Source organism: Leisingera sp., from assembly GCF_982940295.1.
Genome location: NZ_CEYXRG010000025.1, coordinates 1 through 15,024 on the forward strand (window position 1 = coordinate 1; position 15,024 = coordinate 15,024).

11 protein-coding genes are annotated in these 15,024 nt (G+C 65.1%); 4 read left to right on the forward strand and 7 right to left on the reverse strand.

Annotation, left to right across the window (positions count from 1 at the left end):
* Positions 1-263: 263 nt before the first annotated feature.
* Positions 264-1,778, reverse strand: coding sequence for a caspase family protein (locus tag AC4HIX_RS18240; protein ID WP_490400007.1), 1,515 nt, complete (start codon positions 1,776-1,778; stop codon positions 264-266).
* A gap of 188 nt (positions 1,779-1,966) precedes the next feature.
* Between AC4HIX_RS18240 and AC4HIX_RS18245 the strand changes: the two genes are divergently transcribed.
* The gene (locus AC4HIX_RS18245; RefSeq protein WP_490400008.1) at positions 1,967-3,007 is read left to right on the forward strand and encodes an OmpA family protein; all 1,041 of its coding nucleotides are present in this window, start codon (positions 1,967-1,969) and stop codon (positions 3,005-3,007) included.
* Between the two features lie 951 nt (positions 3,008-3,958).
* On the opposite strand, the gene AC4HIX_RS18250 is transcribed toward AC4HIX_RS18245, so the two are convergent.
* Positions 3,959-5,059, reverse strand: a complete 1,101-nt coding sequence (locus AC4HIX_RS18250) for a ParB/RepB/Spo0J family partition protein (RefSeq protein WP_490400009.1) — start codon at positions 5,057-5,059, stop codon at positions 3,959-3,961.
* A complete protein-coding gene (locus AC4HIX_RS18255; protein WP_490400010.1) occupies positions 5,056-6,360 on the reverse strand; it encodes an AAA family ATPase in 1,305 nt (434 codons plus the stop codon). Before AC4HIX_RS18255 ends, AC4HIX_RS18250 begins: the two co-directional genes overlap by 4 nt.
* 554 nt (positions 6,361-6,914) lie before the next feature.
* Here AC4HIX_RS18255 and AC4HIX_RS18260 point away from each other — a divergent pair.
* From AC4HIX_RS18260 to AC4HIX_RS18270, 3 genes are all read left to right on the forward strand, one after another.
* Entirely contained in the window at positions 6,915-7,598 is a 684-nt protein-coding gene (locus tag AC4HIX_RS18260) for a DnaA N-terminal domain-containing protein (RefSeq protein ID WP_490400011.1), read from the forward strand.
* A 106-nt stretch (positions 7,599-7,704) separates the two neighbouring features.
* Positions 7,705-8,979, forward strand: coding sequence for a Vi polysaccharide biosynthesis UDP-N-acetylglucosamine C-6 dehydrogenase TviB (gene tviB, locus AC4HIX_RS18265; RefSeq protein ID WP_490400012.1), 1,275 nt, complete (start codon positions 7,705-7,707; stop codon positions 8,977-8,979).
* Between the two features lie 67 nt (positions 8,980-9,046).
* On the forward strand, positions 9,047-9,481 hold the full coding sequence (locus AC4HIX_RS18270; protein ID WP_490400013.1) for a GFA family protein: 435 nt from the start codon (positions 9,047-9,049) through the stop codon (positions 9,479-9,481).
* A gap of 9 nt (positions 9,482-9,490) precedes the next feature.
* On the opposite strand, the gene AC4HIX_RS18275 is transcribed toward AC4HIX_RS18270, so the two are convergent.
* The 4 genes from AC4HIX_RS18275 to AC4HIX_RS18290 all read right to left on the reverse strand — a co-directional run bounded on the left by AC4HIX_RS18275 (position 9,491) and on the right by AC4HIX_RS18290 (position 14,984).
* Complete coding sequence (locus tag AC4HIX_RS18275; protein WP_490400014.1) at positions 9,491-10,402, reverse strand: MurR/RpiR family transcriptional regulator; 912 nt, start codon at positions 10,400-10,402, stop codon at positions 9,491-9,493.
* Between the two features lie 49 nt (positions 10,403-10,451).
* Positions 10,452-10,754: a type II toxin-antitoxin system RelE/ParE family toxin gene (locus AC4HIX_RS18280; protein WP_490400015.1), complete on the reverse strand. Its 303-nt coding sequence runs from the start codon at positions 10,752-10,754 to the stop codon at positions 10,452-10,454.
* Positions 10,747-10,983 carry a type II toxin-antitoxin system ParD family antitoxin gene (locus AC4HIX_RS18285; RefSeq protein WP_490400016.1) on the reverse strand — a complete coding sequence of 79 codons (237 nt, stop codon included), beginning with the start codon at positions 10,981-10,983 and terminating at the stop codon, positions 10,747-10,749. The genes AC4HIX_RS18280 and AC4HIX_RS18285 overlap by 8 nt, the downstream gene beginning before the upstream one ends.
* A gap of 143 nt (positions 10,984-11,126) precedes the next feature.
* On the reverse strand, positions 11,127-14,984 hold the full coding sequence (locus tag AC4HIX_RS18290) for a PEP/pyruvate-binding domain-containing protein (protein ID WP_490400053.1): 3,858 nt from the start codon (positions 14,982-14,984) through the stop codon (positions 11,127-11,129).
* Positions 14,985-15,024: the final 40 nt, after the last annotated feature.

Consider the following 15,024-nt stretch of genomic DNA (forward strand, 5'->3'; position numbering starts at 1 on the left):
AGCAGCCGCGCGGCACGCGGGGTTCACCCTTGACGCGTAAATGGGCGTATCACTCTCGACGCGGCGTCTTACGGGCAAACCTGCCCTTAAGACGCCGCTAAGCAAACGGAAAAAATGTACCGGGCTGGCAGTCCGTCAGTTCCTGGAATGCCCCGCGCTGTGCGCAGCACAGCGCCACGCCCAACTGGGAACGTGCATTTCCTGAAATGCACCGGAGCAGGCGGGAGCCCTCCCCTGCCCTTCTGCAGCCGGCCCGCAGACCGCTACTGGCAGCCGCCCGCCGCCCAGCTCTTCAGCGCCTGTTTCAGCGCGCCGCCAAAGGGGTGCTGCTTGCCCAAAGAGCGCTGCATGTTCAGGCTCAGGTAGGTATTGCCTTGCGTGCACAGCCGCTCCCGCGTCCATTGATGGCAGCTGCTGCAGGACTGGTCCTTCCAGTAGCTCTCCGGCAGCCCCTCCACCGGCGGGAAGGCCGGTGTGCGGGTGACCGCTTCGGCCAAAGTCAGCCCGGAAATCGCCGCCACCTCTGTCTGCAACGGGCTGGCATAGGTGACCGGCCCGGCTTCCGTCAGCTTCACAGCTTCCGGAGCGGGCTCAGCCGCCGCCGGGGGTGCTTCTGCCCCCGCCTGCGGATCCTGAGCCGCTCCAGCCGCCAGAGCCGCAACCTCAGCCGCTGCCATCTCCGCAAACCGGCCCTCAGGATAGGCCATCAGATAGGCCTCATAGGCCGCCTTGCTGCCGTCGCCCTGCGCGGCCTGGAACATCGCAGTCTCGGCATCCGGCGCCGGAGCGGCAGCAGGCGCAGGCTCCGCCGGAGCAGCCGCAACCGCCGCCCCAGTGCCGCCGTGCAGCTCCTCCTCCATCAGGGTGGCCAGCAGCGCACGCGCCTCACCGGCATATTTGCCGCTGCCGTAACCGCGCAGGAACAGCATGATCTGCATCGCATCGCGCGACGCCTCGACCGAGCGCCAGATCTGCGCCTCCTCGATCTCTGCGGCGCTCATCACCGCTTCCGGTTCTGCCGCGGCAAAGGTGAAGTCACTGACCAGCGAGGACGTGTCCCAAGGCGTCTGGCTGCCGCCGCTCTGCTCCAGAACCGCCCTGCGCACCTGTTTGAACACCTGCTCCACCGGCGCCCCCGGCACCACGATCTCGCGCGCCAGCGCCTCGGTAAAGGGGCTGTTCTCCCCCTCCCCGTCCAGCGCCACATCGCCCGGCGCGGTGGCATAGGCCAGGAAGGTTCCGGTCGGCGCCTTCATCTCCGCCAGGCCGCTTTCGTTCAGATCGGCCACCGCCTCAAACGGGTTGTTGCGGCAGGCATCCAGGATCACGATATTGGTGCGGTTCCTGGCCGAGGCCATCTGCCGCAGAACCGACTGTGCCTCCACCGCCATCAGGTCGAGGTCAGCGGCATCCGCCAGCGCCACATCGACCGGCAGCAGGTAGTTGCTGCCAAAGCTCTGCACCCCGTGGCCGGCATAATAGAACAGGCCCGTCGCGTCCTCCCCTGCCCCGCGCAGTTTGCGCCCGAACCGGCCGATGGCGCGTTTCATCTCGATCTGCCGCGCATCCACCGCCAGCGTAACGTCAAAGCCCAGCCGCTCCAGCGTCTCGGCCATCAGCCGGGCATCGCGCCCCGGGTTGTCCAGCGGCTGCACCGACCCGTAGGCCGAATTGCCGATCACCAGCGCCAGCCGTTCCTCCGCCCAGGCGGCTCTGGCAAGGCCCAGCACCGCGGCGGCCAGCACAGCCAGCCGGATCCACATCCCGAAAATTCGCACGCACCTGCTCCACTTCTTAGCCCCCGGTAACCGTGCCCGGGGCAGCTTCCCAATTATTAAGGGTATTTGGTTACCAAACTATCGCGTCCCTTGCACCATGCAGCAACCCTGCTGTTAGACTGGAGGGGTATCTTCCATCCCGGCCCCCGGGCCGGGAATTCACGTCCGCCAAACCGAATGGATCGCGCATGCTCCGATTAACCCTTTCAATCTTAACAGTTTTCCTGCTAACGCTCCGCCCGGCCCTGGCCTCCGGCCCGTTTGAGCACGGCTGGCAGCTCGACGCCGAATCCTCCGCCATACGGTTCATATCGATTAAAAAAGGCAGCATCGCGGAATCGAGCCGCTTCGCCGCCTTCTCCGGCAGCATCTCCGAACAGGGCGATGCCAAGATCAACATCGCGCTGGATTCCGTCGACACCTCCATCGACCTGCGCAACGTGCGGATGCGGTTCCTGTTCTTTGAGACCTTCACCTACCCCGAGGCCACCATCACCGCCCGCATCGATCCCGATCAGGTTGCCGATCTTGCTGCAGTGCAGCGTAAGCAGATCGAGCTGCCGGTCACCCTGTCGCTGCATGGGGTCGAGGCGCAGCTGACCGCGCCGGTAGCGGTAACACTGCTGAACAAGGACCGCGTCGCCGTGGCCACCGTGCAGCCGATCATCCTCAAGCTGGAGGACTTCGCGCTGAATCCCGGCCGCGAAAAGCTGGAGGAAGCGGCGGGCGTCACCATCACCCCCGTGGGCCTGGTGAGCCTGGATCTGCTGTTTGACCGCACCGCCCCCGGCACCGCTTCTGTCCCCGCGGGGACAGTGACCGCAGGCGCCTCTGCAGCACTGGAGGCCAGCGGCGATTTCAGCCGGGAGGCCTGCACCGGCCGGTTCGAGATCCTGTCGCGCAGCCGCAGCGTCAACTTCGCCCCCTCCACCGCCCGGCTGGATGCCAGCTCCCGCGGCTTCCTCGACAGCCTGTCGGACATCATCCGCCGCTGCCCCGGCATGGTGGTTGAGGTCGGCGGCCACACCGACAGCCAGGGCAAAGCGGCCTGGAACATGGCATTGAGCGAAAAACGCGCGGCTGCGGTGAACGGCTACCTGCAGCAAATGGGCATCCCGGCCGAGCGGCTGGTGGCCGTCGGATATGGCGAGACCACGCCGCTGGTGCCGAACAACACGGTGCAGAACCGGGCCAAGAACCGGCGGATCGAGTTCAAGGTTCTGAACTGACCAGCCGGCAATCCGGCAAAATCGCCCGCTGTCCCCGCGGGGACAGCAGCAGAAAACAAACCAAGACCCGGCCCCGCGCCGGGTCTTTTGCTGCAGGCTGCACCGTTCTGAAGGTGCGTTTCGCATTCTGTCCCCGCGGGGACAGGCAGGTGTTTTGAACTTCCGCCGCCGGTTTCAGGCGGTTGTCCCCGCGGGGACACATTGGCTTGCGGGCGCTCCTTGGCGGGCAAATCGCCCGGCTGCCAGATCGCCGGCCAAGCATAGTGTGAGGCGGAGATCCCGCCTATCGCATCCGGAAGCCGCTCCTTGTCCCCGCGGGGACAGGCGAAGTTTTCGCCTCTGCCCTGCTCGATTTTATCCGCCTGTCCCCGCGGGGACACGCAGGGGTGCAGGCGTTGTGCGGTGGGCAGATTGCCCACCCTACAGGTATCGATTGCATATTCCGTACGGCAGACTGCGCCTGCCGCCGCCAAGACCGCAATTCTGTCCCCGCGGGGACAAACCGGAATTCTGCCCGCACGCCCTGCCCGTTTCACCCGATTGTCCCCGCGGGGACACTGATGGTTTTGACCGGTATTTGCATCCGCACGTGCTGCCCCGGGACAAGAGATGCGGCCGTTTTCAGAGCTTGTCCCCGCGGGGACACCTCTGCGGCCAACGCCAAAACTGCGGCCTATCAGCAGCAACCTCGCATTTGTCCCCGCGGGGACAAGACGATGAAACTGCAACCGGCGCGTCCCGGCCCGGCCGTCCGAAGCTATGCCTGCCACGCGGCGGGCGCTTGCCGATGGGGCATCGCACTCAGTATCAGTTCTGTTGGTCCTGATCCGCTGTCCCCGCGGGGACACTGGCGCGAAACAGACGCAAACGCGCCTGTTAGGCATGAAAAAGGCCCGGCATCTCTGCCGGGCCCTTGCCGTTTTTCTGAGCTGTCCCCGCGGGGACAGCGGATCACCCGTCCTGTTCCAACGCCGCAAAGAAGGCCGCAATGGCGTCCTCCAGCTTGTGCCGGTCGATCTCGGAAAAGTCGCGTTCCATCGCCATTTCAATCTTGCCGTCGCGCGCCTGGCAGCGGACTGTCCCCGCGGGGACAGTGCAGCGCAGCGTGGTCTTGGCAACACCGGGGCGCGGCGCGGCGGGGGTGCGGGGCGCGTTCTTGCGCTTGCCTTCGGCAAAGCTGCGCAGCACCTCCAGTTCCGCTTCCTCGCTCTGCGGCTGCACCCGCACCAGCGCATCGCGCAGCACCTGGGCGTTCATCGCGTCTGCTTCCAGCCGTTTCTTCAGGTCCAGCCCCAGCGCCCGCGGGATCGCCTCCGGGAATTTCAGCGAGTCGCCCACGGCCATCAGCACCTGGGCGAAATGGCGGATGTAAATCCGCTTCTGGCGGCCCGCAGAGGCGTAAAGGTCGTTGACCGCATCCTCGATGGTCTCAGCCCCGGTCTGGGTGTCCTCCGCGTAACGCAGCGCCAGCTGCGCCATCTCGGCGAATGAGATGTCGCGGCGCACCAGGTTTTCATCGACCATCCGGCGGTACAGGCTTTGCAGGCTGTCGCCCTTGGCCACCAAACCCGCGGGGATCGCTGCATAGCTTTCATCGCCGGTCTCGTTCAGCAGGGAATAATAGGCCTTCATCCGGCGGTAGCCCTGGATCAGTTCATACCGGCCGTCGCCGCGCTCTTCGACACGGATCGGGTTCGACAGGCCGACGGATTTGATCGATTCCTTCAGCTCATCCAGTTCCGGATCGCGCTCCTCCTTGCGGTCGCGGATCAGCTTGTCCATGCGGATCATGCCGAGCGGGATGCGGTCGACCACCAGGCCCAGTTTCTTCAGCCGCACAAATTCATGCGCCAGCCGGTCGTTCTCCTCACGGATTTTCTGCTCTGCCTCAGCCCGGGTGCGCAACGCATCGGCGTTTTCGGAAATCGCGGTGGCCATCGGCCCGCGGCGGGCCTCAGCAGGTTTTTCCGCCGGATTTTCCGGTGCTGTCCCCGCGGGGACAGCGGCTGTGTCAGGGGTGAAGTCGATGTCGAAAACTCTGCGCTTGCTCATGCCTCATCCTCCAGTTTCTCCCAGGCTTCCAGCGCGTAGGCTTTGAATTCATCATAAGCCTGGTCGAACGACGCCCGCGCGCGCCGCCAGGTTTCGCGTGTCATATCCCGGTAGTCGATTTCGTAGATGGAACTCAGGAACCGCCCCGACTGTTCGACCGCGCGGGTCATCTCGATCGGGTGTTCGGTCATCCTACCCTCAAACACCTTCATAAATGCCGAACGCATCGCACGGTGCAAATCGTTACCGGACTCGTAACGGGTCAGCAGGAAGCGGACGTCCTGAAAAACCTTGGGCAGGGCAAATGTCCCCGCGGGGACAACGCCGTTAAATGCGGAGAGATCCTCCAGCGCCTCTGAGAGCTGACCGATGAAGGAGGTGGTGGAGTCGTATTCCCAGTAGCCCGGGCCGGAGGGGATATAGAGCATGTCGGCAGCAAACACCGCGTTCATCGACTGGTAGCCGATGGCCGGCGGGCAGTCGAAGATCATCAGGTCGTAATCCTCAGACGGCAGCTGGTCGAGGTAGCGGGAGACCGCGGCGAAGAACGACCATTCCGGGTTCAGATGCCGGTACTGGGCGGAGGCGAATTCCACGAACGCCGCGTTGGCGCAGGAGGGGATGATGTCGATGGTGGGCCAGCTGGTGGGCTTGACGAAATCGCTGGTCCGGAGATCCTGCAGCCCCATGCCGGTGATGGCGTCGGGAAGCTGGCGCTGGGGCAGGGCGGTGCCGGACTCGGCCCCCTGAAGGGTGGCATTCATCCGCTCGGTCTCGCGCACCAGGTCGCGGGCCATGATGCCCCAGACGGTATAATCCTCGGTAACGTCGCTGAGACCCATGGAGTGCGACAGGGTGGCCTGCGGGTCGAAGTCGACGCAGAGCACCCGGTAGCCGTCCAGCGCCGCGGCATGGGCAAAGTGCAGGGCAACGGTGGATTTGCCGGCACCGCCCTTGAAGTTGGAAATCGCCACCCGCAGCGCCCGTTTCCCCGCGGGGCGCTTGGGCAGCAGGGACTTGCGGTTGATCTTGATGCGGCGGCGCAGCTCGTTGATCTCCTCCAGCGAATACCAGCGCTGGCGGCCTTCCTCCTCCACATGGCCCTGGGGCAGGGAGGGGTCAGCGGCCAGGCGTCCCCGCAGGGTCGACTGGTTGACGCGGAAGATCAGCTCCGCCACTTCCCAGGAGGAGAACCGGCGCAGGGTCTTTTCCATTTCCGGGGAGAAGGTCTGCTGACGGATCCAGCTTTGCATCTTGAGAGATTGGGCCTGCATTTTGGACAGGTCTTCGTGCGTAAACATCACTGCTCCTTAGTCTCACACGTTGTTCTTATTTGGCGGCGCCCATTTCCTGCGGACGCTAATTCAGCCTCAATATTCATTTACGCCGAATTTGCAAAAAACGCAAAAGCTAATATGTTGAGGATCAGCGTCCTGTCCCCGCGGGGACACATCTGCGGAACGCCCAGGAAAACAAGGGCCGGAGCGATTCGGGGCAGTCCCGCCAAACGATTCGTTTCATTGGGTTTTTCCAGTGTCTGAGGGCCAGATTTAGGGGGACATCCCAGGCCCGGCCACAGCAGATTGGGGGACATTTCTGCCGGAATAGGGGACACACTGCATGTCCCCCCATACCATAGATACCAATTTTTCTTTCGAAAAAAGGATTGGGGTTGAATTCAATTCCCCTCAGCGCTTGACAGAATCGGAATTCCGGACGCAAATCGGATACAACAAACGAATAGCGTTGAGTTCGGAGCAAATCGGGCCAGCGCAATTCCCGGAAACCAGCCGGGAAGATATGAGGCAGCATATCCCGGCCCAGGAGGGCAGGGGAGGGAGAAACGGGGGCAGCAATGCTTGCCATACGGCCTGCGGGGCGCAACGCCTCAGCGCTGAAATACGATATCCTCACGGCGATGGGGGCCTATGCGCTTGGCCAGGACAAGGGGGCGCAGAAGCTGGTTCTGCGCTTCATGACATTGATGACCGCGCGCTACAACTGGCAGCGCGATGAACTGGCGGTGGGCCAGCGCGAGATTGCCCGGCTGTGGGATGTGGACGAGCGCACGGTGAAGCGCGAGATGGCCAAGCTGCGCGGCATGGGCTGGCTGGTGGTGAAGCGCCAGGGCGCGCGCGGCCGGGTCACGGAATACGGCATCGGCCTGGAGCGGCTGCTGGCGGATACGCAGGAGCGGTGGGCGGCTGTCGGCCCGGACTTTGAGCACCGGATGCAGGGGGCGGATGAGCCCGCGCCGAATGTGGTGCCCTTGCGGCCCGGTGCGGCGCCGCCCGCGCCGGACGTGACAGACGGCAGCGAGTGGAGCCTGGCCAAGGCTGTTCTGCACGCGGAAGACCCGGCAAATTATGCGTCGTGGATCCAGGGGTTGGAGCGGGCCAGCCGCGCAGGCGGCCGTCTGGTACTGAAGGCGCCGAGCCGGTTCCATGCGAACTACGTCATGTCGCACCTGATGCCGCGGCTGCTGGCCGCGTGCCGCGATGTGGATGGCGCGGTCTCTGCGATTGTTGTGGAGGCGTGAGGCCGAAACTTCGCGCCTGCGGTTGAACCCCTTGGGGGCAGCGGCTTATGTGGGCGGGCAGGGGACTCGTCTGGAAAAGCCCCGCGGAAACAAGGAGCAGCCCGGAATGAGCAGCGTGCAGGACAAGATCTGTATCATTGGCCTTGGCTATGTGGGTCTGCCGCTGGCGGCGGCGTTCGGGCAGCACCGGGAGGTGATCGGGTTCGACATAGATCCGGGCCGTATTGCAGAGCTGCGGCTGGGTGAGGACCGGACCCGCGAGCTGGAGCCTGAGGAGCTGGCCGTTGCCGAGCACCTGAGCTTTACCTCGGACCCGGCGGCGATTGCAGACTGTTCCATCTACATCGTCACCGTGCCAACGCCGGTGGATGCCAGCCATCGCCCGGACCTGAGCCCGCTGCTGGCGGCCTCGGCCATCGTGGGCGGGGTGCTGAAACCGGGCGATCTGGTGATCTATGAATCCACCGTCTATCCCGGCGCCACCGAGGAGGACTGCGTGCCGGTGCTGGAGGCGCGGTCCGGTCTGACGTTCAACCGGGATTTCTTTGCCGGTTACAGCCCGGAGCGGATCAACCCCGGTGACAAGCAGCGGCGGCTGAAGGATGTGGTCAAGGTGACCTCTGGCTCTACGCCCGAGGTGGCGGAGCGGGTGGATGCGCTGTACCGCGAGGTGGTGACGGCGGGCACTCATAAGGCCGCCAGCATCCGGGTGGCAGAGGCCGCCAAGGTGATCGAGAACAGCCAGCGGGATATCAACATCGCGCTGGTGAATGAGCTGGCGAAGATCTTTAACAAGATGGGGATTGATACTCAGGCGGTGCTGGAAGCGGCGGGCACCAAGTGGAATTTTCTGCCGTTCCGCCCCGGTCTGGTGGGCGGGCACTGCATCGGGGTGGACCCCTATTACCTGACCCACAAGGCTGAGCAGCTGGGCTATCACCCGGAGATCCTGCTGGCGGGCCGCCGTCTGAATGACGGCATGGGCGCCTATGTTGCGGGCGAGATGGTCAAGGCGATGCTGAAACGCGGCCTGCCGGTGGCGGGCGCGCGGGTGCTGGTGATGGGGCTGACGTTCAAGGAGAACTGCCCGGACCTGCGCAACACGCGGGTGATCGACGTGGTGCGCGAGCTGCAGCAATACGGGGCATCGGTGGATGTCTATGACCCGCACGCGGACCCTGCGGAGGCGCAGGAGGAATACGGCATTCCGCTGGTGGCGGAGCCGGGGCAGGGGGCCTATGCCGGGGTGGTCCTGGCGGTCGCGCATTCCGAGTTCCGGGAGATGGGGGCGGAAGCAATCCGCGCCTTGGGGGCCGAGGGCGCGCTGGTCTATGACCTCAAGTACGTGCTGGCGCCGGAAGAGGCGGATTTGCGGCTCTAACCCGGGCGAAACCTCCCGTTGAGACCTGATATGCTGTAACCTTGCGGTATCGGCGAGGAGGTCTGTGATGAGTGATGTTCTGGAAGGCCGCTGCCTGTGCGGCGCGGTTAAAATCCGTGTTGAAGGGGCGCATGATCCGCGTCCAGGCGCCTGCCATTGCCGCATGTGCCAGCGCTGGAGCGGCGGGCTGTTCCTGTGTTTCGAGGCTGATGCGGAGGCGGTAGCGGTCGAGGGGCCGGTTTCGCGCTACCAATCCTCGGCGTTTGCCGAGCGGGCGTTTTGCAGCACCTGCGGCTCGCATCTGTGGATGCGGGATGTTGATGAGGACGGCCGCCCCTATGACCTGATGCCGGGGCTGTTTGATGCCGCTCTGAACTGGCCGCTGAGGTCAGAGATCTATGCCGACCGGGCGATGGCGGCGGTGCGGCTGAGAGGCGATCACAAGCGGGCAACCCGGGACGAGTGGGAAGCCCAGAATCCGTTCATTGACGGGGATGTTTGAGGGGAAGAGTCAGCCCCCGACGCGCGGCAGTTTCGGGCCGCTCCAATAGGCGCCGCTGTCCTGGCGCAGGGCGTCGTAGGCTTCGATCCGGTGCCGGGCGTCTTCTCCGCCGGCCTCAATCAGATGGGTGAGCAGGCATTCCAGCACCGCCATCGCGCCGCCGATGGCGCCGAACGGGTGCAGCGAGTTGGCGGCGACGGCCAGCACGTGGTCGGTGCGGATGCCGGGGGCAATCACCTCGCTGTCGGAGATCAGGATCACCTTTGCGCCGCGTTCGCCCGCCAGCCGCAGCGCTTGGATGGTGCCGGCGGAGTAGGGGGCGAAGGTGAGCGCGATCAGGCAGTCCTCGGGGCCGATGTCCAGCAGATCGTCCAGCGCGGCGCCCATGTGGCGGGGGACGAGGTCCAATGAGGGCAGGGCCATGCGGCCGACGTAGTGGAAGTAATAGGCCAGCGCGTAGGAGGAACGGGTGGCGGTGACATAGGCGCGGCGTGCGGTGGTGAGGGCGTCGACGATGGCCTGCGTGCGTTCCGCTGTCATCAGCCGCAGCGAGCGGGAGGTGATGTTGAGCTGGTTGCGGGCGGCGGCGGCCTGCAGCGCGCCGGCGGGGCCTTCGCCGGCCATGCGCTCCAGCCAGTCCTGGCCGAGGTCGGCCTCGTGCGTTGTGGTGAGCGCGGCGCGGAAGGGGGCGCGGAAGGCCTCGAACGTGTCATAGCCCAGGTGCTGGGCAAGGCGGACAAAGCCATTGGCGCTGATGCCGGTTTTCTCTGCCGAGGTGCGGACGGTGTCGAGACCGAAGTCGCCGGGGTTGTCGATCACGTATTTGGCCGCCGCCTTAAGCTTGGGTGGCAGGGTGTCCATCCGGTCCTTGAGGTGCTGGATCAGCCGGGCGGTTTTCCGGGGGTCGAGATGCGGGTCCATGCGCCGCATCAGAGCAGATGTGCGGAAAATCACAAGAGCGGAACGGATGTTATTCCGACAGGAAGGCCATCAGGTCCTGGCGGGCGTGCAGGATGCGGATGATGTCGGGGCGGCCCTGCTCCAGCCGGTAGATCACCAGATGCGCGCCGGTGGGGTGAATGCGGACGGGCGGTGTGAATTCCGGGCGTTCGCGGGCCAGTTCTGGGAAATCCGCCAGCAGATCAAACAGGGCAAACAGGCTGTCGGCATAGGCATCGGCCTGAGCCTCTCCCCAGGTTTCCAGGCCATACCGCCAGATGGCGGCGAGATCGGCGCGGGCGGCGGGGCGGATCCGCCAGCGTGCCTCAGCCATTGCGGCGCATGGCGGCCTTGAAGTCCTGCGCCGTCAGCGGTTCCGCCGGGCCGCTGGCGAGGCCTGCGTCGATGGCGGATTGCAGGTCTGCAATGGCAGTGGCGCGGGCCTGGTCGCGGCGGATCAGGTCGCGGACATAGTCGCTGGAGTTGGCATAGGTGCCGGTGCGGGCCTGTTCCTCGACCCAGTCCTTCATCTGGTCCGGCAGGGATACGTTCATGGTGGCCATGGGCGGCTCCTTTCGCTGGGACAGGATATGGCAATCTTTGCCAAGTTTGCAAGAGGAGGGGAATGGTGGGCGGAATCGCCCACCCTACGAAAAAAGCCCGCAACCAGATGGTGCGGGCTTTTCTTTGTTCCTGTCTGGCCGGGTCAGGCGGAAACCGCCTTGAGGCCCTTTTCCTCCAGCGGCTGGATGGTGCCGTCTTCGCTGACGGTCACCTGTTCGCCGTGGCTCAGGCTGTCGAGACCCTTGCAGGCGACCAGCATCAGCACGTCCTTTTCACGGGCGACGATGGCCATGTGGCTGAGCCAGCCGCCGACCTCTGACAGCACCGCGCCGGAGCGCTGGACCCACGGCAGCCAGGCCGGGTTGACCATCCGGCAGACCAGGATGTCGCCGTCCTGGAAGTCTGCGAAGGCGTCAGGGTCGATGCAGCTGTCGTCTTCCATCCAGAACACCCGGGCGGTAGCGCTGCCGCTGCCCGCGACGCAGGTGCCGCCCATGGTGCCATCGCCCGTTTGGGCCTGAGCGCCAAGCGACAAGAGCTCGCAGTCGCGCAGGGTGAGGGTGACGTCCGTGGGCGCGGATTTCTTGCGCAGCTCTTCCTTGGCTGCGCGGGCCTCTGCCAGCGCGCGCAGCTGTGCGGGTGCAGACCAGTCGCCGGAAAGAACCTCGTCGAAGGTCAGGCTGAACACCAGATCCTCCAGCCCGCTGATCTGCCCCAGCGCCAGCAGGGCGCGGCGCAGTTCGGCGACGACGCGCAGGGCCTCGTGCTTGGCCTGTTCCTTGAGGTCCTGATAGGCGATGGCGATGCCGATGGTGTCGTCCAGCTCATCCGGCAGGTTGGCCGGGACCGGGACGGACCCGATCGGCTCCACCGTGTTGCTGAGCAGCGATTGGAGCAGCGCCGGCGCCTCGCTGTAGCGGGGCGAGGAGAGCTCGTAGTCGAAGATTGAGCGGTGGCCCATCAGCTGCATGGCGCGGGCCTGGGCGTCCTTGCCGGTGCAGGAGGCCAGCAGGCTGGAGGGCGCATTGGGCAGTTCCGCGTGCATGAGGTGCGCGCGCAGGGCAGGATCGCCAGCCGCTGCCGTGCCTGCCTCGCCCATGGTGAAGCCTGCCAGAATGTTGATCTTCTCCGCCTCCAGGTAGACCTCGCGGATGAACATGTCCTTGAGGGTGGAGATCGCTTCCAGCAGCTTGTCCTGGGGCAGGGCGGCGTAGTCCACGGCCTGCCAGATCGCCAGCTTGTTTCGCAGCTCCGGCATGACTTCGCTGCGGAAGCGGGTGATCATCGGATGCGCCTGTTTGCGCAGCTGCTTAGCCTTGGCGGCGGTGAGTTTCAGGGTCATGCCCTGTTTCAGCGCCACATCGACGTAGGTCTTGCCGAACAGGTTGACCAGATGGCCGTCGCGGCCCTCGGGCAGGCCATAGGGCACGCCGAGGGCGCGGCAGGCCAGGTCAACGCTGCCGCCCGGCGCCCAGAGCTCGCTCATCAGCGAGAAGGAGAGCGGGGTGGGGCGGGGCAGGACCTCTGACATTTCATCCTGTTCCAGGATGGTCTGGTCCGGGTCTGCATCGGCGTAGCGGTCCAAGAGATCGCGCCATTCGGCCAGACGGGTCTGCTCCTGCTCGGTGCCAAGCGACAGCGTGGTGATGTCGCGGCTTTGCACGATCTGGAACTGGCCGTTGGCATAGGCCCATTCCACGTCCTGCGGGCAGCCGAAGGTGTCCTCGATTTGTTTGCCGAGGGCCAGCAGCGGCGCCATGTCCAGCGTCTGGTCCTGATCTTCCGCGGCCGGCAGGCCGGTGTAGCGGCCAAAGCGCAGGGAGGTCGGGGTGACGCGGCCCGAAACCAGGTCCTCGCCGCAACCCTCGACCCATTCGATCATCGCCATGCCGGGGGCCATCGGGTCCTGGGTGAAAAGGACGCCGGCGTATTCCGCCTGCACCATCTCCTGCACCACGATGTTGCCTTGGTCGGTGCTGTCGCCTTCGCCGGAATAGCTGGCGGCACGCTCCGAGGAGAAGCTGGTCACAACTTCGTCCAGCGCGGCGCGCATGGTCTCTGCGGTCACATCCAGCACCGATTCAAAGACGCCGGCAAAGCTCTGGTCGTGGCCGTCCTCGTTGCTGGCGGAGGAGCGCACGGCAACCGGTTTGCCGCCTGCGAGGGCAAAGACCTTGGCGGCAAAGGCGTCTTTCTTTGCCTCAGACATTTCGCGGTAGTCGTGGATCGCATCGGAGCGCACGATGACGCCGCCCGGCACCGGCAGGCCGGCGTTGCGCAGGATCGACAGGCGCAGGGCCTTGTTGCCGGCGTGCTCCAGCTCTTCGGTGTAGCCCATCGGGATCACACCGCCCGGCAGCTTGGCGAGGCGGCGCTTGTGGGCGCGCAAGGACAGCGCCTCAGCCAGCTTGCGGTGCATGCCGGTCACGTAGGCGCGTTGCACCAGCAACAGTGTCAGGCTGAAGCAGAGGTAGGCGTTTGCAGCCGCTGTCAGGGTGAACACCATCGCAAACAGCGCAGGCATGCCGAGCACCATCCACAGGGTTTTCTGGCGCGGGGTCTTGGCAACGGCCCACAGCAGGTAGATGGCAGCAAGCGCACAGAACAGCACCGGCAGGACGAACAGCGGATCGGGCGCGCCGAGGTCGGCCATCCACAGGAACGGGGTTTGCAGGCTGGCGCTGGCCTCTTGTGCGGCAGAGACGCCCAGCATCATCACCGGCAGGAACAGCAGCGCGGTGAGGTTCTTCATCGGGGTCAGGCCCTTGTCGGCGTAAAACGCCTGCACTGCGCGCGCCTTGCGCACCGGGTCATGGGCCAGTTTCGCCTTCAGCGCCTTCATCTCATCCGCGGTCTCATTGGTGATGATCTGATCGCGTTCGGATTTCAGCGCCACCGGCAGCACCAGGATGCGGGTCACGATCGACAGCGCCAGGAGGCCAAGCAGGATATGGCTGCGCTCATGCACCCACAAGAGGGCGGCGGCCAGGGCCGAGATCGCCTTGTCCCACAGGCCGGACTGCTGGTCTGCCAGCCAGGCCTGCACATGCGGTTTCGGCTTGGGCGCGACAAAGTATTCCCACGGCAGGGTGTAACGGCCGCGGAAGTCTATGCCTTTCTGCGACAGCTCCAGCCCCAGCACCTGGCTCATGAAGCAGCTGCGGCGGTCATAGCAGGCGGCGATGGTGGGCTTGTCCGGGTCCAGTTCCGCGATGCGGTCCATCAGGTCGGCGGTGGTCATTTTGCGGATCGGGATGTTGACGGCGCCGGGCAGGTGGCCGGAGGCGAAATCGCCCGGGTAGCGGGTGTCGACGATCTGCAGATCCTCGGTGGTCAGCAGATTTTTGAAATCATCGGTGCTGAGCAGCACGTCCCGCCCCGGATATTCCGGAATCGCGCGCAGGTCGGAGAGGGTTTTCACGTCCTTGTCGGAAAAGTCGCGTCCCTCGACGATCCACTTTTCGATACCGCCGGCGATGAAGCTGCAGTCGATGCCCATCGCCGCCAGCTTGGCGCAGGTTTCAGAGCTGCGGTTGCCGTTGTGGCAGAACAGAACGACCTTCTGGCCCGGCTGCACCGGGCGGGTTTCCAGGAAGTCCGGGAAGCGGATATGGGTGGCGCCGGGCAGGGTGCCCATGGCGTTCTCGCCGGTCTCCCGGATGTCGTAGAAGAGGGTGGAGCCGTCCTCCAGCGCCGCCGCCGCGTCCGCCGTGCTCATCGCCAGGGGATGGTTTTCCTGCTTGGAGAAGCTGGTCTCCTTGAGGGTCGCATCCTTGATGGTGGTGCCGTCAAACTGCGCCGGCCGGGTCAATGTCGCTTGCAGTCTTGCCAGCTCGGCCTGCGCATGCGAGGAATACTGCCAGTAGTTGCCAGCGGCCAGCGCCATTGCTGCCAGAACCAGCACAGAAATCAGCTTGACCGGGTACCGACGCGGCGAACCGCCCGGTTTGGGGGTAAAACCAAGTTTTGCCGCAATAACAGCGCCGAGGCCGGATACCATGGCAATTCCAACCGCCAGCACCTGCGACAGCGAAGATACC